The 21,297-nt window shown below is 60.0% G+C and carries 18 protein-coding genes and 14 tRNA genes; 27 read left to right on the forward strand and 5 right to left on the reverse strand.

From position 1 onward, the window contains the following. Nucleotides 1–61: 61 nt before the first annotated feature. On the forward strand, nucleotides 62–517 hold the full coding sequence (locus tag MPZ60_RS07465; RefSeq protein ID WP_034360486.1) for a hypothetical protein: 456 nt from the start codon (nucleotides 62–64) through the stop codon (nucleotides 515–517). 108 nt (nucleotides 518–625) lie between these two features. Here the strand turns inward: MPZ60_RS07465 and argG are convergent, their stop codons facing one another. The 4 genes from argG to MPZ60_RS07485 form a co-directional block, all read right to left on the reverse strand. Continuing rightward, nucleotides 626–1,963, reverse strand: coding sequence for an argininosuccinate synthase (gene argG, locus MPZ60_RS07470; RefSeq protein ID WP_003057205.1), 1,338 nt, complete (start codon nucleotides 1,961–1,963; stop codon nucleotides 626–628). Between the two features lie 106 nt (nucleotides 1,964–2,069). Next, nucleotides 2,070–2,387, reverse strand: a complete 318-nt coding sequence (locus MPZ60_RS07475; protein WP_003057202.1) for a pyrimidine/purine nucleoside phosphorylase — start codon at nucleotides 2,385–2,387, stop codon at nucleotides 2,070–2,072. A gap of 149 nt (nucleotides 2,388–2,536) precedes the next feature. Further along, the gene (locus tag MPZ60_RS07480; protein ID WP_034360554.1) at nucleotides 2,537–3,289 is read right to left on the reverse strand and encodes a glycine zipper 2TM domain-containing protein; all 753 of its coding nucleotides are present in this window, start codon (nucleotides 3,287–3,289) and stop codon (nucleotides 2,537–2,539) included. Nucleotides 3,290–3,414: 125 nt separating this feature from the next. Further along, a complete protein-coding gene (locus tag MPZ60_RS07485; RefSeq protein ID WP_034360488.1) occupies nucleotides 3,415–3,777 on the reverse strand; it encodes an ArsC family reductase in 363 nt (120 codons plus the stop codon). Between the two features lie 100 nt (nucleotides 3,778–3,877). Here MPZ60_RS07485 and folC point away from each other — a divergent pair, with 100 nt between their 5' ends. From folC to MPZ60_RS07615, 26 genes are all read left to right on the forward strand, one after another. Further along, complete coding sequence (gene folC / locus MPZ60_RS07490; RefSeq protein WP_034360491.1) at nucleotides 3,878–5,203, forward strand: bifunctional tetrahydrofolate synthase/dihydrofolate synthase; 1,326 nt, start codon at nucleotides 3,878–3,880, stop codon at nucleotides 5,201–5,203. Nucleotides 5,204–5,261: 58 nt separating this feature from the next. Further along, a complete protein-coding gene (locus MPZ60_RS07495; RefSeq protein ID WP_034360493.1) occupies nucleotides 5,262–6,200 on the forward strand; it encodes an SPOR domain-containing protein in 939 nt (312 codons plus the stop codon). A gap of 28 nt (nucleotides 6,201–6,228) precedes the next feature. After that, nucleotides 6,229–6,726: a CvpA family protein gene (locus MPZ60_RS07500; protein WP_034360496.1), complete on the forward strand. Its 498-nt coding sequence runs from the start codon at nucleotides 6,229–6,231 to the stop codon at nucleotides 6,724–6,726. 105 nt (nucleotides 6,727–6,831) lie between these two features. Continuing rightward, nucleotides 6,832–6,978, forward strand: a complete 147-nt coding sequence (locus tag MPZ60_RS07505; RefSeq protein ID WP_003057184.1) for a hypothetical protein — start codon at nucleotides 6,832–6,834, stop codon at nucleotides 6,976–6,978. After that, nucleotides 6,923–8,431, forward strand: coding sequence for an amidophosphoribosyltransferase (gene purF, locus MPZ60_RS07510; RefSeq protein WP_003061095.1), 1,509 nt, complete (start codon nucleotides 6,923–6,925; stop codon nucleotides 8,429–8,431). Before MPZ60_RS07505 ends, purF begins: the two co-directional genes overlap by 56 nt. 304 nt (nucleotides 8,432–8,735) lie before the next feature. Next, a complete protein-coding gene (locus MPZ60_RS07515; RefSeq protein WP_003061097.1) occupies nucleotides 8,736–9,947 on the forward strand; it encodes an O-succinylhomoserine sulfhydrylase in 1,212 nt (403 codons plus the stop codon). Nucleotides 9,948–10,097: 150 nt separating this feature from the next. Next, nucleotides 10,098–11,507, forward strand: coding sequence for a glutamate--tRNA ligase (gene gltX / locus MPZ60_RS07520; protein ID WP_034360500.1), 1,410 nt, complete (start codon nucleotides 10,098–10,100; stop codon nucleotides 11,505–11,507). Nucleotides 11,508–11,575: 68 nt separating this feature from the next. Then, nucleotides 11,576–11,651 (forward strand) — tRNA-Ala (locus MPZ60_RS07525). Nucleotides 11,652–11,697: 46 nt separating this feature from the next. Further along, nucleotides 11,698–11,773, forward strand: a tRNA-Glu gene (locus MPZ60_RS07530). Between the two features lie 48 nt (nucleotides 11,774–11,821). Beyond that, a tRNA-Asp gene (locus MPZ60_RS07535) sits at nucleotides 11,822–11,898 on the forward strand. Nucleotides 11,899–11,984: 86 nt separating this feature from the next. Next, a tRNA-Glu gene (locus tag MPZ60_RS07540) sits at nucleotides 11,985–12,060 on the forward strand. Between the two features lie 48 nt (nucleotides 12,061–12,108). After that, a tRNA-Asp gene (locus tag MPZ60_RS07545) sits at nucleotides 12,109–12,185 on the forward strand. A gap of 8 nt (nucleotides 12,186–12,193) precedes the next feature. Then, nucleotides 12,194–12,269, forward strand: a tRNA-Ala gene (locus MPZ60_RS07550). Between the two features lie 45 nt (nucleotides 12,270–12,314). Beyond that, nucleotides 12,315–12,390, forward strand: a tRNA-Glu gene (locus MPZ60_RS07555). A gap of 48 nt (nucleotides 12,391–12,438) precedes the next feature. Further along, nucleotides 12,439–12,515: transfer RNA gene (locus MPZ60_RS07560), tRNA-Asp, on the forward strand. 8 nt (nucleotides 12,516–12,523) lie between these two features. Continuing rightward, nucleotides 12,524–12,599: transfer RNA gene (locus MPZ60_RS07565), tRNA-Ala, on the forward strand. 45 nt (nucleotides 12,600–12,644) lie between these two features. Next, a tRNA-Glu gene (locus MPZ60_RS07570) sits at nucleotides 12,645–12,720 on the forward strand. Between the two features lie 48 nt (nucleotides 12,721–12,768). Beyond that, nucleotides 12,769–12,845 (forward strand) — tRNA-Asp (locus tag MPZ60_RS07575). Between the two features lie 277 nt (nucleotides 12,846–13,122). After that, complete coding sequence (locus MPZ60_RS07580; protein WP_012837584.1) at nucleotides 13,123–13,521, forward strand: hypothetical protein; 399 nt, start codon at nucleotides 13,123–13,125, stop codon at nucleotides 13,519–13,521. Between the two features lie 330 nt (nucleotides 13,522–13,851). After that, nucleotides 13,852–15,141 carry a TolC family protein gene (locus tag MPZ60_RS07585; RefSeq protein ID WP_034359828.1) on the forward strand — a complete coding sequence of 430 codons (1,290 nt, stop codon included), beginning with the start codon at nucleotides 13,852–13,854 and terminating at the stop codon, nucleotides 15,139–15,141. Nucleotides 15,142–15,187: 46 nt separating this feature from the next. Beyond that, on the forward strand, nucleotides 15,188–16,393 hold the full coding sequence (locus tag MPZ60_RS07590) for an efflux RND transporter periplasmic adaptor subunit (protein WP_034359830.1): 1,206 nt from the start codon (nucleotides 15,188–15,190) through the stop codon (nucleotides 16,391–16,393). A gap of 4 nt (nucleotides 16,394–16,397) precedes the next feature. Then, nucleotides 16,398–19,487: an efflux RND transporter permease subunit gene (locus tag MPZ60_RS07595; RefSeq protein ID WP_034359832.1), complete on the forward strand. Its 3,090-nt coding sequence runs from the start codon at nucleotides 16,398–16,400 to the stop codon at nucleotides 19,485–19,487. Nucleotides 19,488–19,507: 20 nt separating this feature from the next. Next, nucleotides 19,508–19,843: a P-II family nitrogen regulator gene (locus MPZ60_RS07600; RefSeq protein ID WP_012837587.1), complete on the forward strand. Its 336-nt coding sequence runs from the start codon at nucleotides 19,508–19,510 to the stop codon at nucleotides 19,841–19,843. 146 nt (nucleotides 19,844–19,989) lie between these two features. Further along, a tRNA-Ala gene (locus MPZ60_RS07605) sits at nucleotides 19,990–20,065 on the forward strand. A 45-nt stretch (nucleotides 20,066–20,110) separates the two neighbouring features. Then, a tRNA-Glu gene (locus tag MPZ60_RS07610) sits at nucleotides 20,111–20,186 on the forward strand. A 48-nt stretch (nucleotides 20,187–20,234) separates the two neighbouring features. Then, a tRNA-Asp gene (locus tag MPZ60_RS07615) sits at nucleotides 20,235–20,311 on the forward strand. A 93-nt stretch (nucleotides 20,312–20,404) separates the two neighbouring features. On the opposite strand, the gene MPZ60_RS07620 is transcribed toward MPZ60_RS07615, so the two are convergent. Continuing rightward, nucleotides 20,405–21,163 carry a 3-hydroxyacyl-CoA dehydrogenase gene (locus MPZ60_RS07620; protein ID WP_034358959.1) on the reverse strand — a complete coding sequence of 253 codons (759 nt, stop codon included), beginning with the start codon at nucleotides 21,161–21,163 and terminating at the stop codon, nucleotides 20,405–20,407. Nucleotides 21,164–21,297 lie beyond the last annotated feature (134 nt).

Below are 21,297 nucleotides of genomic sequence, written 5' to 3' on the forward strand. Positions count from 1 at the left end.
TGACGCAAGCCGATGCGATCTTGGGTTAAAACAAGGCATCCCGGAGTACAAGGAGAAGAGCATGAACTTTCGCACCATCTGCATTGCCATCATCGTGGCCCTGATTGCCGTATTGGCCGCCTTCAACTGGACGGCGCTGTCGGCCCCTGCCGCAGTTTCGCTGGGCGTGACCGAAATCCAGGCACCGCTGGGCGTGCTCATGCTGGCGCTGACGATTTTGCTGAGCGTGTTCTTCATCGCCTATGTGCTGTGGATGCAGGGCTCGGTGCTGCTGGAGGCACGTCGTCACGCCAAGGAGATGCAGGCCCAGCGCGATCTGGCCGACAAGGCCGAGGCTTCGCGCTTCACCGAGCTGCGCGGTGTGCTGGAAGCACTGCATGCCAGGGACAAGGAAGAGGTGATGGCCCGGCTTGATGTGCTGGAGGCACATCTGGTGCAGCGTGCCCAGGAGTCGGACAACAGCACGGCCGCCTATGTGGGGCAGCTGGAGCAGCAGGTGCATCAGATCAATCGCTGATGCCTCAATACTGATAGCTTCAATCGATTTGCCTGCAAGCGATTGAGGCGTATTCGGCATGAAAAAAGCCGCTGCAGTGCAGCGGCTTTTTCGTGGATGTGAACCGAATTACTTCTTGTCGTTGCCCAGCTGTGGCAGGGCGTTGGCGCTGCTCACGCTCAGCAGGCCGGCTTGCGAGTAGATGGCCAGCTTGGCGCGGGTGTCGATCAGGTCCAGGTTGCGCATGGTCAGCTGGCCGATGCGGTCGATGGGGCTGAAAGGCGCATCTTCGACCTTTTCCATGGACAGACGCTCGGGAGCGTAGGTCAGGTTGGGCGACTCGGTGTTCAGGATGGAGTAGTCGTTGCCGCGGCGCAGTTCCAGCGTCACGGTGCCGGTCACGGCGCGGGCCACCCAGCGCTGCGAGGATTCGCGCAGCATGATGGCCTGGGGGTCGAACCAGCGGCCCTGGTACAGCAGACGGCCCAGGCGCAGGCCATTGATGCGGTACTGCTCGATGGTGTCTTCGTTGTGGATGCCGGTCACCAGACGCTCGTAGGCAATGTGCAGCAGGGCCATGCCGGGGGCTTCGTAGATGCCGCGGCTCTTGGCCTCGATGATGCGGTTTTCGATCTGGTCGCTCATGCCCAGGCCGTGGCGGCCGCCGATGCGGTTCAGCTCCAGGAAGACTTCCACGGCATCGGTGTATTCCTTGCCGTTGATGGCCACGGGACGGCCTTCTTCGAAGGTGATCGAGACTTCTTCAGCCTTGACTTCGACTTCTGGTTTCCAGAAAGCCACGCCCATGATGGGGTTCACGATGCGGATGCCGGAGTTCAGGAACTCTAGATCCTTGGCTTCGTGGGTGGCGCCCAGCATGTTGGAGTCGGTGGAGTAGGCTTTTTCGGCCGACATCTTGTAGCCGAAACCCTCCTTGGTCATGAAGGCCGACATTTCTGCACGGCCGCCCAGCTCGTCGATGAAGTTGCTGTCCAGCCAGGGCTTGTAGATCTTCAGCGCGGGGTTGGTGAGCAGGCCGTAGCGGTAGAAGCGTTCGATGTCATTGCCCTTGAAGGTCGAACCGTCACCCCAGATGTTGACGTCGTCTTCCTTCATGGCTGCCACCAGCATGGTGCCGGTCACGGCACGGCCCAGAGGCGTGGTGTTGAAGTAGGTGATGCCGCCGGTGGAAATGTGGAAGGCGCCGGACTGGATGGCGGCAATGCCTTCGTTGGCCAGCTGGGGGCGGCAGTCGATCAGACGGGCCTTTTCTGCGCCATATTCCATCGCCTTGCGGGGAATTTCGTCGTAATCGGCTTCGTCGGGCTGACCCAGGTTGGCCGTGTAGGCGTAGGGCAGGGCACCCTTGTTCTTCATCCAGCGCAGAGCGGCAGAGGTGTCCAGGCCGCCGGAGAAGGCGATGCCGACCTTCTGGCCGACGGGAACATGTTGCAGAATTGTTTCCATGAGATTTCTCTTCAAAGTGATAGCTGCAAGCGCTTGATGGGTAAGCGATTGGGGCTGAAAAGGCTTGAAATTCTCGGGTCTGGCCCGAAGCCGGGCCAGGCGCGGATTACGCGTAGTGGCAGATGTAGTGGTAAGCCTCGGTCACGCGGATGTCGAACTTGGAGTTCGCGGGAATCTGGAAGCTCTCGCCGGCCGAGGACTTCTTCCACTCGTCGCTGCCGTCGAGCTTGTATTCGCAGGAGCCGCCCACGCATTCCATGATTTCTGCGGCTGCGGTGCCAAAGGTCAGCGTTGCAGGCAGCACCACGCCCACCGACTTCTTGGTGCCGTCGGCCAGCGTGAAGCTGTGGCTGACGCACTTGCCGTCAAAGTAAACATTGGCCTTGGTGGTGAGGCTGACGCCTGCGATGGTTTCGGTGGTCATGGAAGAAGTACGCTGTGCGTGGTCGAAGATCAAAAGCATTGATTTTAGGCCACGGGATTTGCACCTGTGCGAATGCCAGGCAAAGGCAGGAAAAACAAGAGCCCCGTGACGGGGCTCCTGAGCGGCCTGCAAGGCCGGATCGGCTTGGGTCAGCGGCGCCAGCCATGGCCGCCGTGGCCTCCGTGCCAGCCCGGACGGTAGCCAGGGCGGTAGTAATGGGGGCGGGTGGCGTAGTAGGCGCCTGCACCGATGGCGGCGCCGATCAGCAGCGGCGCCACATAGTCAGACGCCGAGTAGGTCGAGCCTACCGAGTAGGTGGGCGCCACGGGCTGAGGGGCGTAATAGCCGCTGTCGTAGTTCTGCGGATAGCTGGTGCTGTAGGCGCCCTGGGGAGGCGTCTGGGTGCTGTAGTAGCCGTCGTTGCTGTAGACCGGGTCGTTGGCCACGGGCTGCACATTCAGCGCAATCCATTGGCCGGGCGGGTTGGCGGTCTGCGTGGTGTAGTTGCGACCGTTGTACTCATAGGTCACGTTGTAGCCCACGGTACGGTTCTGGTAGAAGGTCTGCGTGCTGCACTGGCGCATGTTCTGGTACTGCACCGGGCCGGAGGCTTCGGCCTGATTGCCCAGCATGGCACCGCCGACAACGCCGGCTGCCGTGGCTGCTGCACGGCCGCCGCCGCCACCGATGGCATTGCCGATTAGGCCGCCGGTAATGGCTCCGACCACGGCACCCGCACCGGTGGGGCGAGGTGCAACCGCCACCGGCTGGTCGCTGCAGACCTGCTGTGGCACGGCGACCTGCTGGGTGATGGGGGTCGAGGACAGCACGCGACCGCGCTCCTGGGCATAGGCCCCGGTGGCGGCCACGGCGGTCAAAGTCAAAACTGCCAGAGTTTTCATCAACATCTCTCCTGTCTCTGAAGCTTTAACGCATCAGATCACCGAAAAGTTTAGGGGATCTGCGTAAATTCAAGCACTCGGCACCGTAAAACTAGGTAAAGCCATGTGTAAATGTGAGCGGTTGCTTATGTGTTTTGCAGCGTATCCCATTCATCGGCCTTGAAACCAACGGTGATTTTCCCGTCGGCCCATTCCACCACGGGTCGCTTGATGGTGCTGGCGTGCTCCTGCATCACGGCGGCGGCACTGGGCGCATCCACGGCAGAGGCCTTTGTCGCGTCATCGAGCTTGCGCCAGGTCGTGCCCTGGCGGTTGAGCAGCTTTTCCCAGCCCAGAGCCTGCATCCACTGGGGCAGACGCTCGGCGGGAACGCCTTGTTTCTTGAAGTCGTGGAATTCGTAAGTAATACCTTGCTCACTGAGCCAGCTGCGTGCTTTCTTGACGGTGTCGCAATTGGGGATGCCGTAGACGGTGGTGATCTTGCTCATGGTGTTCGGTAGCTGTGAAACTGTTGGAGTCAGATGTAACGCATTTGCCAAGTGCCGGCAGCCATAGGGCCTCTGACAGTGGGCGACAATAGCGCCCAGTATGCACACCATATTTCCCACCTTGGATGCCTGGCTGGCTTATTGCGAGCGCCTGCATCCCCAGAACATCGCCCTGGGTCTGGATCGCGTGCGTGAAGTCGCACAGCGCATGGGCCTGCAATTTGACTGCCCCGTCATCACGGTGGCCGGCACCAATGGCAAGGGTTCGACCTGTGCCATGCTGGAGGCCGTGGCCCTGCAGTCCGGCTATCGCCCCGGTGTCTATACCTCGCCGCATCTGGTTCACTTTGAAGAGCGCTGCCGTGTGGGCGGCGAGATCGTCAAGGCCGAGGAGCTGATGCCGCATTTCGAGGCGGTGGAGCAGGCCAGGGTGAAGGACGGACAAGAGGTTGCACTCACTTACTTCGAGTTCACCACGCTGGCAATATTGCGCCTGATGAGCCTGTCCAGGCTGGATGTGGCGATTCTGGAGGTGGGTCTGGGAGGCCGGCTCGATGCCACCAATATCATCGATGCCGACTGCGCCATCATCACCAGCATCGATCTCGATCACATGGAACTGTTGGGCCCCGATCGCGAAAGCATTGGCCGCGAAAAGGCCGGCATCATGCGTGCCGGTCGTCCCGTCATCGTCAGCGACCCCGTGCCGCCGCAAAGCGTGATCGACCATGCGACCGAAATCGGTGCCGACCTCTGGCGCTTCGGAAAGGATTTCAACTACGACGGCGACAAGCAGCAATGGGGCTGGGCCGGCCGTGGCCGCCGCTATGCGGGGCTGGCCTATCCGGCGCTGCGCGGAGCCAATCAGTTGATGAATGCTTCCGGCGTGCTGGCCGCTTATGAAGCCATTCGCGGCAAGCTGCCTGTGACGGCGCAGGCCGTGCGCACGGGCTTGTCCATGGTGGAGCTTCCCGGTCGCTTCCAGATCGTTCCCGGTCAGCCCACGCTGGTGCTGGATGTGGCGCATAACCCGCACTCGGTGGCGGCGCTCACGGCGAATCTCGATGCCATGGGCTATTTCCCGACCACGCATGCCGTATTCGGTGCCATGGCCGACAAGGACTGGGAGCCCATGCTCACCAAGGTGGGGCCGCTGGTCGATCGCTGGTATTTCACCGACCTGCCCACGCCGCGTGCGGATTCTGCAGAAAACCTCAAGGCCAAGCTGCAGCAGTTGCAGGCCCAGGGCGTGATCCGCAAAGATGTGAGCATGCAGACCTTTGCCAATCCCCAGCAGGCCCTGGATGCCGCAGTCGCGGCAACGGAGGCGGCTGATAGAATCGTGGTCTTTGGATCGTTCTTCACCGTGGGCGGAGTGTTGCAAAACGGCACGCCTCGTCTGAACGCCAAACACCTGGCTCACTGAGTCAGCGGTCTGCCGCCCCGGCTTTTGTCGGGTGGCAGGCCTCAACAAGTCCTCACTCATGGCATTTTTCAATTTCCGTTGGCCTGGCAAAAAAGACGAAGCCGAGTCCGTGGCCGGAGCCAAGCGCCCCAGCCGCTTGGCCCAGGGCGAAAGCGTGGAAGCCATGCGCCGCCGCGCACGTCATCGCCTCATCGGGGCGGCCGTGTTGGTGCTGATCGGTGTGGTGGGCTTCCCGCTGCTGTTCGATACGCAGCCACGTCCCATTCCGGTCAATATTCCGATTGAAATTCCCGATCAGGCCAACTCGGCTCCCGAGGTCGTGCCTGGCACCCAGGTGGCGAGCCAGACGGCTGCACCGTCAGGGCGTGTTGCTGCCAATGCTTCTCTGGATGATGGCGAAGAAGTGCTTGCCCCCTCGGCCAGGCCTGCAGCTCCTGCGGCGGCCGCTGTGGTGCCTGCTGCGCCGGTGGTCGGGGCTGCGGTCACTGCGGCTGCCGTCGGAACTGCCGCTGCGGTGGCATCTCAGGTCAAGCCCGAGCCCAAACCAGAGGTCAAACCTCAGCCCAAGCCGGAAGTAAAGCCAGAGCGCAAGCCGGAACCGAAGCCTGAAAAGCCCAAGGCCGAGGTCAAACCTGAGGTCAAGAAGCCGGAAGCCAAACCCGAGCCCAAGCACAAGCCGGACACGCCCAAGGCGGACGAGGCCGCTCGTGCCCGTGCACTGCTGGAGGGGCGCAGTACCTCGGAAGCAGCACCGGTCAAGGAGGCTGCTGCGACTAACGAGCGCTTTATCGTTCAGATCGGTGCCTTTGCCGAAGTCGGCAAGGCCAACGAAATCAAGGGCAAGCTGGGTGCTGGAGCCTTTACCCAGACCGTGGATACCAAGGACGGCAAGCGCACACGTGTTCGCATGGGGCCTTTCAAGAGCCGCGAAGAAGCGGAGAAGGCTGCCGCCAGGGCCAAGGCCCTGGGCTTGCCGGCATCGGTGTTCAAGGCTTGAGACCGGTTTTCCGGCAACGGTTTGATTGATGAGCACGCTGGACTGGATTTTTGTGGTCGTTGTGCTGGGTTCCTTGTTGCTGGGGGCCTGGCGCGGTCTGGTCTATGAAGTCCTGTCCTTGCTGGGCTGGCTGGTGGCCTTCATGGTCGCGCGGACCTGGGCGCAAGAGGTGGCGGTATGGCTGCCGCTGGATGGTTGGGACATGCAACTGCGTTATGCGGCGGGCTTTGTGATGCTGCTGGTGGGGTCCATGTTTGCCTGGGGAGTGATCTCCTGGCTGTCCAAGCAGTTGATTGAAGCCGTGGGTCTGAGACCTGTGGATCGCACCCTGGGCGCATTGTTCGGTGTCTTGCGTGGTGGCTTGATGCTGCTGGTGCTGGCTCTGGTGATCCAGTACACGCCGCTGCACAAGGCTTTGTGGTGGCAGGACTCGGTGCTGGCGCCCTGGTTGACCGAGGCGCTGGGCTGGGTGCTGCCGACTCTGCCAGAGGAGTGGGGGCAGTATCTGCCCAAGGCATCCTCTTGAAGCGAAGTTTTTTGCCGCAATTTACCTAAGGGTTGAAAGTGGCTAAGGCGCTTGCTGTAAAACGCAGTGGGTGCCGACGAGAGTTTGGTGTTGGCGTGATCCGCCATGCCGGATATCAAAGCGCAGGCTAGCCAATGGGTGGCGAAGCAGGCGAGTGTGGCGAAGGGCGACTTTCGCGAACAGATGGAACGCAACTATGTGTGGAATCGTTGGTGTGGTGAGCACCACACCCGTGAATCAGCTGATTTATGACGCTTTGCTGCTGCTGCAGCACCGTGGGCAGGATGCAGCCGGCATCGTGACCCAGCAGGAACGCAAGTTCTTCATGCACAAGGCCAAGGGCATGGTGAAGGATGTGTTCCGCACCCGCAATATGCGTGCTCTGCCCGGTGATGTGGGTCTGGGTCAGGTGCGTTATCCCACGGCGGGCAATGCCTCCAGCGAGGAAGAGGCTCAGCCCTTCTACGTGAATGCGCCCTTCGGCATCGTCATGGTGCACAACGGCAACCTCACCAATGCCAAGCAGCTGCGCCGCGAGCTGGCGGATACCGACCATCGCCACACCAACACCGAAAGCGACTCCGAGGTCCTGCTCAACGTGCTGGCGCACGAGATCGGTCGCGCCTCCAGCGGCGCTCCGCTGCAGAGCGAGGAAATCTTCAAAGCCGTGCGTGCGGTGCACAAGCGCATCAAGGGCTCTTACGCCGTGATCGCGCTGATCGCCGGCTACGGCCTGCTGGCCTTCCGCGATCCCTTTGGCATTCGTCCGCTGTGCATGGGCCGCGGCAATGATGGCACCATCATGCTGGCCAGCGAGTCCGTGGCGCTGGAAGGTACAACCCATCAGTTCGAGCGCGACATTGCTCCCGGCGAAGCGATCTTCGTCCACAACGACGGTCGCGTCGAGAGCCAGCAATGCGCTGAAAAGACCCAGCTCAATCCCTGCGTGTTCGAGTATGTGTATCTGGCACGTCCCGACTCCACCATGGATGGCATTTCGGTCTATCAGGCTCGTCTGAACATGGGTGAGACGCTGGCCAAGCGCGTGATCTCCATGGTGCCGCCCAATGAAATCGATGCGGTGATTCCCATTCCCGAATCGAGCCGCCCCAGCGCCATGCAACTGGCACAGTTGCTGGGCAAGCCCTATCGCGAAGGTTTTGTGAAGAACCGCTATGTGGGCCGTACCTTCATCATGCCGGGCCAGGGTGCTCGCAAGAAGTCGGTGCGCCAGAAGCTCAACGCCATCAGCAGCGAGTTCAAGGGCCGCAATGTGCTGTTGGTCGATGACTCCATTGTGCGCGGCACCACCTCCAAGGAAATCGTGCAGATGGCGCGCGATGCAGGTGCCAACAAGGTGTATCTGGCATCGGCTGCGCCTCCCGTGCGTCACCCCAATGTGTATGGCATCGACATGCCCACGCGTTCCGAGCTGGTGGCTCACGGCCGCACGGTCGAGGAAATTCGCCAGGTCATCGGCTGCGATGCGCTGATCTATCAGGACGTGGAAGCCATGAAGCAGGCCGTGGGCAAGATCAATGCCCAGGTGAGCGGTTTCGAGGCATCGTGTTTCGACGGCATCTATATCACTGGCGATATTTCCGATGAAGAGGTGACGGCGCTCAACGAGGGCCGCAACCGCGGCAGCGAAGAGGAGAGCGAAGACACTTCGCGCCTGTCCCTGCCGAATGCTCAGGAAAGCTGAGCGCTGGCATTAATTCGCAGCGAATGACCGAGTCGGAAAGGGTTGCTTAGGCAACCCTTTTCATTCGGGAGGACAATGGCAGAGCCGCGCGGTCGGTGTGCTCTTTAATAGTGAGCGCATGACGTATGTCCATAAAGCATTTGAGTCTGATTTGACTCGGATTTTTTGGAGTATGAGCAAGGCATATTCAAAGACCGGCACGGCGAGTGCCACCGGTCAAGCTGGTAGAGCAGCATGCGTGCGGGCCTGATTGGCGGTCTGCAGCGGACTCATGACCGGTACCAACCATCTGGATTTGACGATTGTGACCAACAAGACATTACCCGAAGGTTTGCATCCTGAAACTCTGGCCGTGCGCGAAGCGGTCGAGCGCAGCCAGTGGGGCGAGCATTGCGAAGCCCTGTACATGACCAGCAGCTTTGTGCAGCCCGATGCGGCGACCGCAGCGCGCCGTTTTGCCAATGAAGAGCCGGGCTTCACCTATAGCCGCACCGGCAACCCCACGGTCACCAGCTTTGAAAAGCGTCTGGCGGCCATGGAGGGTACGGAATGTGCGGTCGCGACTTCCACCGGCATGTCGGCCATCTTGCTGGTGGCGCTGACGGCGCTCAAGACGGGCGATCACGTGATCTGCTCGCAGTCCATGTTCGGCTCCACCATCAAGCTGCTGGGAACCGAGATGGCACGCTTCGGCGTGGAAACCACGTTTGTCTCGCAGACCGATATCGAAGCCTGGAAGGCGGCCATCAAGCCCAACACGCGCATGTTGTTTGCCGAGACGCCCACCAACCCGCTGACCGATCTCTGCGACATCGCCGCACTGGCCGAGCTGGCGCACGCCAACAACGCGCTGCTGGCCGTGGACAACAGCTTCGCCACTCCCGTGCTGCAGCAGCCCGTGAAGTTCGGCGCCGACCTCGTCGTGCACTCGGGCACCAAGTTCCTCGACGGCCAGGGCCGCGTCATGGCTGGTGCGGTTTGCGGCACCATTGCCCTGGTGGACAAGGTCATGGGCACTTTCTTGCGCAGCGGTGGTCTGAACATCGCTCCCTACAACGCCTGGACGGTGATGAAGGGCCTGGAAACCCTGGCTTTGCGCGTCAAGGCGCAAAGCGCTGCGGCGCTGGAGTTTGCCGCCTGGCTGGAAGCCCATCCCAAGGTGGCGCGTGTGTACTACCCGGGCCTCAAGAGCCATCCTCAGCATGAGCTGGCCATGCGCCAGCAAAACGGCATGGGCGGTGCCGTGCTGGCCTTCGACGTGGTGGGCGAGGGTGCCGAGCAGCTGCGTGCCAATGCCTTCCATGTGGTGGACAGCACGCGTCTGTGCTCGATCACGGCCAACCTTGGCGATGTGAAGACCACCATCACCCATCCCGCCAGCACCTCGCATGGCCGTTTGACCGAAGACCAGCGTCAGGCTGCTGGCGTGGGTCAGGGTCTGATTCGTATTTCCGTGGGCCTTGAGCATCTGGAAGACCTCAAGGTCGACCTGGCTCGCGGACTGGATACGCTGTGAAGCACCCCCTGAGCCGCTTCGCGCCTTCCCCCGCAAGGGGGACTATGCCTGCGCTGCGAGGTGGCTCTTGCTCGGCATCTCTGGCCGAGACTGCGTGCGTGTCAAGCGCCGCAGCCTTGGCACGGGGAATGTCGTACAAGGATTTCTGATATGACAAACAACAAAATTCGCACCCGCTTTGCCCCTTCGCCCACGGGCTTCATCCATCTGGGCAATATTCGTTCGGCCCTCTATCCCTGGGCGTTTGCGCGCGCCAATGGCGGTGACTTCGTGTTGCGCATTGAAGACACCGATCTGGAGCGCTCCACCCAGGCTTCCGTGGACGTGATCCTGGAAGGCATGGAGTGGCTGCAGCTCGACCATGACGAAGGCCCGTTCTACCAAATGCAGCGCATGGATCGCTACAAGCAGGTGCTGGCGACCTTGCAGGAAAAAGGCTATGTCTACCCCTGCTATATGAGCATGGAGGAACTGGACGCGCTGCGTGAAAAGCAGATGGCCGCCAAGGAAAAGCCCCGCTATGACGGCACCTGGCGCCCCGAGGAGGGCAAGGTCCTGCCCGCGATTCCCGAAGGCGTGAAGCCCGTGCTGCGCTTCAAGACTCCGCAAACCGGCGTGGTGGGCTGGGATGACAAGTGCAAGGGCCGTATCGAGTTCCAGAACTCCGAGCTGGACGATCTGGTGATTGCCCGTCCCGACGGCACGCCCACGTACAACTTCTGCGTCTGCGTGGACGACATGGACATGAACATCACCCATGTCATCCGTGGCGACGACCATGTGAACAACACGCCGCGCCAGATCCACATCTTTGAGGCGCTGGGCGCCACCGTGCCGACCTTTGCCCATCTGCCCACCGTGCTCAACGAGCAGGGCGAGAAGATGAGCAAGCGCAACGGCGCCAAGGCCGTGACCCAGTACCGCGATGAGGGCTATCTGCCCGACGCCATGGTCAACTATCTGGCCCGTCTGGGCTGGAGCCACGGCGACGACGAAATTTTCAGCCGTGCCCAGTTCCTGGAGTGGTTCAACCTGGATCACCTGGGTCGCAGCGCCGGCCAGTTTGACGAAGCCAAGCTGCGCTGGGTCAATGCCCAGCATCTGAAGGCCATGGACGACGCCGAACTGGCCCGGTTGGTCAAGCCCTTTGTCGTCAAGGCGGGCGTGGCCGAGAGCCTGATCGACGCCGATGACCGTCTGGTGCGCATTGCTGCCTTGTTCAAGGATCGTTGTGAGACCTTGGTGGATCTGGCCAACTGGGCCAAGGTCTTCTATGTGGACAGCGTGGAGCGCAATGCGGAAGACTACGCCAAGCATGTGACCGAGGCGGCCAACCCCGTGCTGGATGCATTTGCTGCCGTGGTGGAAAACGTGGCATGGACCAAGGAAGCCATTGCGGCTGCGATCAAGGAGCTGCTCAAGGCGCAGGGCGTGAAGATGCCTGTGCTGGCCATGCCTGTGCGTGTTTTGACGGTGGGCACAGCCCATACGCCATCGGTCGATGCAGTGCTGGAATTGCTTGGACGTGAAAAAGTTATCGCGCGTTTGAAAAATCGCTAAAAACCTGTCTATAATTCGAGTCTCTGCAAAACGCAACTGATTAAAAGGTTGTCTTGCAGAGAGTTTTTGGGGGTATAGCTCAGCTGGGAGAGCGCTTGCATGGCATGCAAGAGGTCATCGGTTCGATCCCGTTTACCTCCACCAAAATTTAATGACGGCGAGTCGCAAGACTCGAATCGTTCTAGGAATTGACCCTATCGTCTAGAGGCCTAGGACATCACCCTTTCACGGTGAGTACCGGGGTTCGAATCCCCGTAGGGTCGCCAAGTTTGAAGCGCTTGTAGCTACATGATATGTAGCAAAGCTTCCTGCCAGGAGTGGTAGTTCAGTTGGTTAGAATACCGGCCTGTCACGCCGGGGGTCGCGGGTTCGAGTCCCGTCCACTCCGCCAGTTTGGCTAGTCGCTTGATTAAAAAAGCGCCTTTATTTTCAGAAGGCGCTTTTTTAATCGGTGCGAAAGCAAAGATTCTAGGTTATGACCCTATCGTCTAGAGGCCTAGGACATCACCCTTTCACGGTGAGTACCGGGGTTCGAATCCCCGTAGGGTCGCCAAGTTTGAAGCGCTTGTAGCTATATAATATGTAGCAAAGCTTCCTGCCAGGAGTGGTAGTTCAGTTGGTTAGAATACCGGCCTGTCACGCCGGGGGTCGCGGGTTCGAGTCCCGTCCACTCCGCCACAGTTTTTGGGGGTATAGCTCAGCTGGGAGAGCGCTTGCATGGCATGCAAGAGGTCATCGGTTCGATCCCGTTTACCTCCACCAAAATTAATGACGGCGAGTCGCAAGACTCGAATCGTTCTAGGAATTGACCCTATCGTCTAGAGGCCTAGGACATCACCCTTTCACGGTGAGTACCGGGGTTCGAATCCCCGTAGGGTCGCCAAGTTTGAAGCGCTTGTAGCTACATGATATGTAGCAAAGCTTCCTGCCAGGAGTGGTAGTTCAGTTGGTTAGAATACCGGCCTGTCACGCCGGGGGTCGCGGGTTCGAGTCCCGTCCACTCCGCCACAGTTTTTGGGGGTATAGCTCAGCTGGGAGAGCGCTTGCATGGCATGCAAGAGGTCATCGGTTCGATCCCGTTTACCTCCACCAAAATTAATGACGGCGAGTCGCAAGACTCGAATCGTTCTAGGAATTGACCCTATCGTCTAGAGGCCTAGGACATCACCCTTTCACGGTGAGTACCGGGGTTCGAATCCCCGTAGGGTCGCCAAGTTTGAAGCGCTTGTAGCTACATGATATGTAGCAAAGCTTCCTGCCAGGAGTGGTAGTTCAGTTGGTTAGAATACCGGCCTGTCACGCCGGGGGTCGCGGGTTCGAGTCCCGTCCACTCCGCCAGATTCAAAAAGCCGCAATCAAGCAATTGATTGCGGCTTTTTTCTTGTCTGTGGCGCTCTGGCAGATTTGATGTGCTCCTGACTTTCTAGCAAGATACCCTTGCCATGCAAGTGCTATGGCGATACGCTATCGTTCACCCTTACAGATATTGACAAAAGTTTTCCATGCGGGAACTTTTGCTGCCAATCGGTACACCATCTTGTCACCATTGGGCCTGCTTCCCGGTGACTGTTTCATCCCTTCATTGTTGTTCGTTTAACCACAGCTCCTTCGATCCATGCGCCCGGCGTCTTCCTTTCTGCTGTCGCTGCTGATGTTCGCCTCCATCATAGGGGTGCAACTCATCGCCATGTGGCCGGCAGGTTCGCAAGATGTGGTGGCCATGGCTTATGTACTCGACGCAGAGCCGCACGAATACGGTGTCGATGTGCTGCAGGAGTTCGAGGACGATGTGGAAGAAGATACGGTGGAGTTCTCCATTCACCGTCCACATCGCACTGCCGAACTCAATCCGGCGCAAGATGATCGCAATGAATTGTTTGGCCCTCCTGAAGCGGTAGCTGTAGGTGTGGCCGATGTCCGGGTGCCTCCTCAGGGGCATGTGGTGCACCCGACTCATCCCTGGCCGGAAAGCATGTTGCGTCCGCCAAGTCTCGGCCTGCCGCAGGCAGGCTAGCTCCAGCTCAGCTGACGTCATCACGTCAGAACGTTTGCGCTGGGCTTTTTAGACCCCGATACCTGCCGCCCGCTATTCCAGCGCCTGCTGGCCTGGAATGTGCTTGTCTGCAGAGCATGGCTCTGAGACAGGTCTGGGGCGGCATCACCTGCTCAGGTGTAACTGATCCTGCATCGCATGCGGCGGCCGCCGCATGTGCATGACGGGTTTTCGACCCTTTCCTCACTTTATCTGCCCTCAAGAAGGCAGCTGTGTTCTATGTTCAATAGATCGATAGTGCCGGCTTTTTTACCGGCCAAGGCCAGTAAGAATTCTTCTGGCCATGCACCATTGCGGAGCCCCAAACGCGCGGCTGTGTTCGGCTTGTGTCTCGCTGCAGCTCTGGCTGCGCATGCTCAGACCAATGCTCATGGCACACCACAAATCAGCAGCACCCTTTCAGATCAGGCGCAGCCCAAGCTGACTTTGACGCAGCTGGTGCAGACCGTGCTGGACAACAATCCCGAGCTGCGCTCAGTGCAGCAGTCGAGCTTCACGGCTCAGGCAGCCGTGGTCAGCGCTGGCGCGCTGCCCAACCCCAAGCTGGAGTGGAGTCGCGGCGACAACAAGGCGCGTCTGGCATCGGCCACGCCCGGCAATGTGCAGACCATGGGGATCTCGGTTCCCATAGAAATGCCTTCCGTGCGCGCTGCTCGTATCGAGGCGGCGCAAGCCGGGCAGCGAGCATCCGTGCACCAGATTGCTGCATCGCGCAATGCACTTGTGGCTCAGGTCAAGCTCAAGGCCTACGAGGTGGTCCTGCGACAGGCGCAGGCACAGGCCGCCTATGACGCCGTCAAGCTGCTGGAGCAGGCACATGAGCGTGTACGCGTACGTGTTTCCAGCGGTGAGGCGGCGCGTTACGAAATCATCAAGGCCGATGCCGAACTGATCAACGCTCGTCAGCAGGAGCAGTCTGCCCGTTTGCTGGCCGAGCAATCCCAGCTCACGCTCAATCGTCTGGCTGCAGGCCAGTTGCCCAATCGCTTTGATCTGGCCCTGTCTCTGCAGGATCCGGTGGAGAAAGCGCAGTTGCAGAACATCAACTGGCAGTCCCATCCGGAGCTGCTGCAGCTGCAGTCCGAGGTGGACAAGGCCGAAGCGCAGAAGAACGGTGCCAAAGCCAGCCGTTGGCCGGGTCTTGAGCTGCGTTACGCACAGACGCGCGAGCCTGACATCCGCAATAACACCATCGGCGTGAGCATGCAGATTCCGCTGTTCGACCAGCGTCGCGGCCCGATTGATGAGGCTGCTTCGGAGGCTGAGCGTGCTCGCCTGCGCATGGAAGGTCGCAAGGCCGAGCTGGAGCAGCAAATGTTGCAGGCCTGGAAGGTCATGGAGATGGCGCAGGTACGCACCAAGGCCCTGAGCGAGGGCGCGGTGCGCGAGGCCGAATCGGCCCTGCGCGTAGCCGAGGCTGCTTACCGCTTCGGCGAGCGCGGCATTCTGGATGTGCTGGACGCCCAGCGCGTGCTGCGCACGGTGCGCGCCGATTTGCTTGAAGCCCGTTATCAGCTGCAATCCGCCCGGATTGAACTGGATTTTCTGGCTGGTCGCTATGCCCAGCCTTCCTCGCTTTGAGCTTTCAAAGTCAAGACCACGTTTTCGTATTTTTTGAGTTCGCTTTATGTCTTCTCATCATCACTCCAGGACTGCGCGTCCCGCCTCTCTGGTTCTGGCACTGGCGTTGGCCGGGCTGACAACATTGACCCTGACTGGCTGCGGCAAGGAGGAGCCGGCTGCTGCGGTTGCTGCCGCAGATACCAAGGCCGAGCTTGACCCCATGGAAGTGGTTGTCTCAGCCGAAATGGCAACCAACTTCAAGACCGCCGCGGTAACGCAGGCCGAGGTTGCATCGGTGCAGGAGGTTGCCGGTCGCATTGAAGCCAACGAACGCAAGGTCACCCGCATCGGTGCGGCCGTGACAGGGCGTGTGACCGAGGTGCTGGCCGAAACCGGTGATCGCGTCAAAGCTGGTCAGACCCTGGCGCGCGTCGCCAGCCCAGAGCTGACCACGGCTCAACTGGCCTATATGCGTGCCAGCGCCACGGCAACTCTGGCGGAGCGCTCCGTAGAGCGGGCGCGTCAGCTGATTGCTGCCGATGTGATCGGCTCTGCAGAACTGCTGCGTCGCGAATCGGAAGTGCAGATTGCGCGCGCAGAGTTGAGGGCGGCAGGCGATCAGCTCAAGCTGATGGGCTTGTCCGCTGATGCGCTGAGCAGTTTGCGCGCCAAGGGCAATGTGGCACCGAATGCCGCCATCACGGCTTCTGCTGCAGGTATCGTGATCGAGCGCCAGGTCAGCCAGGGTCAGGTGGCGCAGCCGGGGGATCCTCTGTTCACTGTGGCGGATCTCTCCAATGTCTGGGTGGTAGGCGCGCTGCCTGAGCAAATTGCACGCAGCGTGCAGACTGGCCAGAACGTGCAGATCGATGTGCCAGCGCTGGGGCTGACCGTCGAGGAGGCTCCCATCTCGGGCAAGATCATCTACGTGGGCGATACCGTGTCCCCCGAAACCCGCACTGTGACCATTCGCACTCAGGTTGACAACAAGGATCTGGCACTGAAGCCCCAGATGCTGGCCACCATGAAGATCCAGGGTTCCATGGAGAAAACTCTGGCGATCCCGGCGCTGGCGGTCGTTCGCGAGAACGACAAGGATCATGTCTACGTCAAGAAAGCCGAAAACCACTATCGCCTGACTCCGGTGGAGTTGGGTGCGGCCAGCGGTGGTCTGAGACCTGTGCTCAAGGGGTTGAGCGAAGGCTCCCAGATCGTGGTCGAAGGTGCATTCCACCTGAACAACGAGCGCAAGCGCGCAGAACTGGAGTAAGCCCATGATTGCCTCCATGATTCGTGCCGCGCTATCGCAGCGGCTGGTGGTGGTCGTGCTGGCGCTGGTGATGTGTGGCTTTGGCCTGCGTGCCGCCATGAATCTGTCGGTGGATGCTTTCCCCGATGTGACCAATGTGCAGGTTCAGGTTGCCACCGAAGCCCCTGGTCGTTCGCCCGAGGAGATCGAGCGTTTTGTGACCGTGCCTCTCGAAATCGCCATGACGGGACTGCCCGGGTTGGCAGAGATGCGCTCGCTCAACAAGAGCGGTCTGTCCATCATCACGCTGGTGTTTACCGATGCGACCGATGTGTACTTTGCCCGGCAGTTGGTGACGGAGCGTCTGATCGAAGTCACGCCACGCATGCCTGAAGGCATCGTGCCGGTACTGGGGCCGGTATCCACCGGCCTGGGTGAGGTCTACCAGTACACGCTGGACCACCCCGATGATGGCAAGCGCGAGCTGACCCAGGCCGAGTTGACGGAGCGTCGCACCATTCAGGACTGGGTGGCACGTCCGTTGCTGCGATCCATTCCCGGTGTGGCTGAAATCAACTCTCAGGGCGGATATGTCAAGCAGTACCAGGTGCTGGTCGATCCTGCCCGCCTGCGTCACTACAACCTGAGCGTGCGTCAGGTGGTGCAAGCCGTGGCGGACAACAATGCCAATGCCAGTGGCGGCATCCTGCCGCAGGTGACCGAGCAGTATCTGATTCGAGGCGTGGGCATGATCCGCACGCTGGACGATATCGGCAACATCGTGCTCAAGGAGCAGGGAGGAGTGCCGGTCTATGTGCGTGATGTGGCCAAGGTGCAGATTGACGCCGAGGTGCGACAGGGCGCCATCATCAAGGGCGGCTATACCGAGGGCGTTTCGGGCATCGTGCTGATGATGCGCGGCGGCAATGCCAAGGAAGTCGTGACCCGCGTGAAGGAGCGGGTGGAGGAGATCAACTCCAAGGGCATGCTGCCTGGCGGCCTGCAGATCGTTCCTTACTACGACCGTACCGATCTGGTGGATTCCGCTCTCTGGACCGTGGGCAAGGTGCTGATTGAAGGCATCTTCCTGGTGGTTGTGGTGCTGTTCATCTTCCTGGGCGATGTGCGTTCCAGCCTGATTGTGGTGGCGACGCTGATCATCACGCCGCTGACCACCTTCATCATGATGAACAAGTACGGCATTTCGGCTAACCTGATGTCCTTGGGTGGCTTGGCGATTGCCATTGGTCTGATGGTGGATGCCACCGTGGTGGTGGTTGAAAACGTCTTCCACAAACTGGGGCAGGCGGGCAATTCGCGCGGCGAGCGCATTCGCACCGTTCTGTCGGCCACCGTGGAAGTTGCTACACCCACCATCTTCGGTATTGCCATCATCATCTTGGTGTTCCTGCCGCTGATGACGCTGCAAGGTATTGAAGGCAAGATGTTCGGCCCGCTGGCGCTGACCATCGCCATGGCTCTGGCGATCTCGCTGGCCGTGTCGCTGTTCCTGTCGCCCGTGCTGTGCTCCTACTTCCTCAAGGGCGGCGCCGATCACGATACCAAGCTGATTGGCTTCCTCAAGCGTCACTATCTGCGTTTGCTTGACGGCGCGACTGCACGCAACCGCCTGACGCTGGCCGTGGCCGTGGCTTTGCTGATCGGATCGCTGGGCCTGTTCCCGTTCCTGGGCAAGTCTTTCATGCCGACCATGAAGGAAGGTGCGCTGACGCCGCAGATCAACCGCGTGCCCAGCATTTCCCTGGATGAATCCATTCGTATGGAAATGGCTGCCATGAAGGAAGTCGCGCAGGTGCCCGGCGTGAAGTCCGTGGTGTCCAAGCTGGGGCGTGGCGAATCGCCGGCCGATCCTGCTGGCCCCAATGAGTCTGACCCCATCGTGCTGCTGGATCCCGAGTCCGAGCGTACCCAGGATGAGATCGACGAAGAGATTCGTCAGCGCCTGTCCAAGATTCCCGGCGTGCAGATTGTGCTGTCCCAGCCCATCTCCGAGCGTGTGGATGAAATGGTGACCGGCGTGCGCTCGCAACTGGCCGTGAAGGTGTTCGGTGATGAACTGGACGATCTCAAGGAAGTCTCCGAGCAGGTGGCGCGCATTCTGAAGAGCGTCTCCGGCAGTACGGACATACGTATCGAGCGACTCTCGGGTCAGCAGGCTCTGACGGTGGATATCGACCGCAAGGCGATTGCTCGTCACGGTCTGAACGTTGCCGATGTGCAAAGCCTGCTGGAGTCAGCCATTGGCGGCAAGGACGTGACAACCTTGTACGAGGGTGAGCGTCGTTACTCGGTCGTGGTGCGTTTCCCCGAGTCCTATCGTGGATCGCCCGAAGCCATTGGCGCAACTCTGCTGACCACGGCGGCTGGCGCGCAAGTGCCGCTGAGCAGTCTGGCTCGGATCGAACTGGTCGATGGCCCTGCGCAGATCAGCCGCGAAGGTGGCAAGCGCCGCGTGGTGGTGGGCGCGAACGTGGAAGGGCGTGACCTGGCTGGCTTTGTTGCCGAGGTCGAGCAGCGCCTGGACAAGGAAGTCAAGCTGCCCGACGGCTATTACTTCAAGTTCGGCGGTCAGTTCGAAAACATGGAGCGCGCCATGGGCACGCTGCAGGTGATCGTGCCGCTGACCATCGTGGCCATCTTCTTCCTGCTGTTCCTGCTGTTCAACTCCATCAAGCTGGCAAGCCTGATCATTCTGGTGCTGCCCTTTGCTTCGATTGGGGGCCTGATTGGTTTGTTTGTCACTGGCGAATATGTGAGCGTGCCGGCATCGGTGGGCTTTATTGCCCTGTGGGGTATTGCTGTGCTGAACGGCGTGGTGCTTGTATCCAGCATTCGCCAACTGCGCCAGGACGGTATGGACGTGGCCGAAGCCGTGCGCGAAGGCTGTACTCAGCGATTCCGTCCCGTGATGATGACCGCAACCGTGGCCTTGCTGGGCCTGGTGCCATTCCTGTTTGCGACGGGTCCTGGCTCCGAAGTTCAGCGTCCCTTGGCTATCGTGGTGATCGGTGGTTTGATTACCTCGACTTTGTTGACGCTGGTGGTGCTGCCCACGCTGTACCGCTGGTTTGACGAGAAGCCGACCGAGGCTTGATTTGAGAAAGGAGTGATCCGATGACGATGAAAGAAATCCGCGCCATCGTGCGTCCCAGCCGGTTGGAGCGCCTACGTACCGAGTTGCGTGCGATTCCGAACTTTCCTGGCGTGACAATCTTCAAGGCCGAGGGCTTTACGGCCCCCGCTGCCGTGGACAAGCGCACAGTCAAGGATGAGCTGACCGATTTTTCGGACAAGCTCATGGTTTGCGTGATCGTGGATGAGTCCATGGTGGCAGTGATTCGCGAAGCCATCGTCGCTGCCTGCCGCACCGGGCAGATCGGCGACGGTCTGGTCTGGACTGTGGATATCGGCGAAATGCATCGCATCCGCGATGGCGGTGCCGTGAGCTGATCAGGCTTGGCACTGAAAGAAAAAGGGATGCGCTCTGCATCCCTTTTTCATGCTTTCGACAAAATGTTGGAAGTTTGGAAAAACTGGCGAAAACCCTGTGCTACAATTTTTGCATTGCAGCAGAGAAACACTGTTTCATTGCTTCAGGGGGTATAGCTCAGCTGGGAGAGCGCTTGCATGGCATGCAAGAGGTCATCGGTTCGATCCCGTTTACCTCCACCAAAATTAATGACGGCGAGTCGCAAGACTCGAATCGTTCTAGGAATTGACCCTATCGTCTAGAGGCCTAGGACATCACCCTTTCACGGTGAGTACCGGGGTTCGAATCCCCGTAGGGTCGCCAAGTTTGAAGCGCTTGCAGCTACATGATATGTAGCAAAGCTTCCTGCCAGGAGTGGTAGTTCAGTTGGTTAGAATACCGGCCTGTCACGCCGGGGGTCGCGGGTTCGAGTCCCGTCCACTCCGCCAGATTCAAAAAGCCGCAATCAAGCAATTGATTGCGGCTTTTTCTTTGCCCGGATCCGGAGAGAAGGCCTTGCGGCAAGGCCTTTGATTTATCCATTATTTCGGGGCCATACGAATGGCGCCGTCCAAGCGGATGACTTCACCATTGAGCATGTCGTTTTCCAGGATTTGCTTGACCAACTTGGCGTAGTCCTCGGGCTTGCCCAGGCGACTGGGGAAGGGCACGCTGGCGGCCAGTGCATCCTGAACTTCCTGCGGCATGGTGAACAGCATGGGGGTGCCGAAGATGCCGGGAGCAATCGTCATATTGCGAATACCGCTGCGAGCCAGGTCGCGAGCAATGGGCAGTGTCATGCCGACCACGCCGCCCTTGGAGGCAGAGTAGGCGGCCTGACCGATCTGGCCGTCATAGGCTGCGACGCTGGCGGTAGAAATCAGCACACCGCGCTCGCCGGTAGGCTCTGGCTCATTCTTGCTCATGGCATCCGCTGCCAGGCGAATCATGTTGAAGGTGCCGACCAGGTTGACCATGATGGTCTTGGTATAGACGGCCAGGCTGTGCGGGCCGCTCTTGCCTACGGTTTTCTCGGCCGGTGCAATACCGGCGCAGTTGATCAGGCCGGCGAGTTTGCCCAGGCTGGTGGCTTTGGCGACCACGGCCTGACCATCGGCCTCATTGCTGACATCGCAGCGCAGATAGACGCCATCGATCTCACTGGCTACGGCCTCGCCGCGCTCTGCATTCATGTCGGCAATCACGACCTTGCCGCCGTTGGCGGCCAGCATGCGCGCCGTACCTTCGCCCAAGCCTGAAGCGCCACCGGTCACGATGAATACGCGATCCTGAATCTGCATGAACTGTCTCCTTGTTCGATGTCTATTGACGTTGACGTAAACGTCAATTATGCACAGAGTGAAGGAACTGGCGATCTGAGGAAAGCGCGCATAAAAAAAAAGCCCAATCGGGAAGACTGGGCTTTGAAGGGATC

The sequence above is a fragment of the Comamonas sp. 7D-2 genome, assembly GCF_022749555.1.
Classification (GTDB): Bacteria; Pseudomonadota; Gammaproteobacteria; order Burkholderiales; family Burkholderiaceae_C; genus Comamonas; species Comamonas thiooxydans.

Coding starts and splice junctions, on each gene's coding strand:
- MPZ60_RS07465 (WP_034360486.1), top strand. CDS start 62: ATGAACTTTCGCACCATCTGCATTGCCATCATCGTGGCCCTGATTGCC.
- argG (WP_003057205.1), bottom strand. CDS start 1,963: ATGGAAACAATTCTGCAACATGTTCCCGTCGGCCAGAAGGTCGGCATC.
- MPZ60_RS07475 (WP_003057202.1), bottom strand. CDS start 2,387: ATGACCACCGAAACCATCGCAGGCGTCAGCCTCACCACCAAGGCCAAT.
- MPZ60_RS07480 (WP_034360554.1), bottom strand. CDS start 3,289: ATGAAAACTCTGGCAGTTTTGACTTTGACCGCCGTGGCCGCCACCGGG.
- MPZ60_RS07485 (WP_034360488.1), bottom strand. CDS start 3,777: ATGAGCAAGATCACCACCGTCTACGGCATCCCCAATTGCGACACCGTC.
- folC (WP_034360491.1), top strand. CDS start 3,878: ATGCACACCATATTTCCCACCTTGGATGCCTGGCTGGCTTATTGCGAG.
- MPZ60_RS07495 (WP_034360493.1), top strand. CDS start 5,262: ATGGCATTTTTCAATTTCCGTTGGCCTGGCAAAAAAGACGAAGCCGAG.
- MPZ60_RS07500 (WP_034360496.1), top strand. CDS start 6,229: ATGAGCACGCTGGACTGGATTTTTGTGGTCGTTGTGCTGGGTTCCTTG.
- MPZ60_RS07505 (WP_003057184.1), top strand. CDS start 6,832: ATGCCGGATATCAAAGCGCAGGCTAGCCAATGGGTGGCGAAGCAGGCG.
- purF (WP_003061095.1), top strand. CDS start 6,923: ATGTGTGGAATCGTTGGTGTGGTGAGCACCACACCCGTGAATCAGCTG.
- gltX (WP_034360500.1), top strand. CDS start 10,098: ATGACAAACAACAAAATTCGCACCCGCTTTGCCCCTTCGCCCACGGGC.
- MPZ60_RS07580 (WP_012837584.1), top strand. CDS start 13,123: ATGCGCCCGGCGTCTTCCTTTCTGCTGTCGCTGCTGATGTTCGCCTCC.
- MPZ60_RS07590 (WP_034359830.1), top strand. CDS start 15,188: ATGTCTTCTCATCATCACTCCAGGACTGCGCGTCCCGCCTCTCTGGTT.
- MPZ60_RS07595 (WP_034359832.1), top strand. CDS start 16,398: ATGATTGCCTCCATGATTCGTGCCGCGCTATCGCAGCGGCTGGTGGTG.
- MPZ60_RS07600 (WP_012837587.1), top strand. CDS start 19,508: ATGACGATGAAAGAAATCCGCGCCATCGTGCGTCCCAGCCGGTTGGAG.
- MPZ60_RS07620 (WP_034358959.1), bottom strand. CDS start 21,163: ATGCAGATTCAGGATCGCGTATTCATCGTGACCGGTGGCGCTTCAGGC.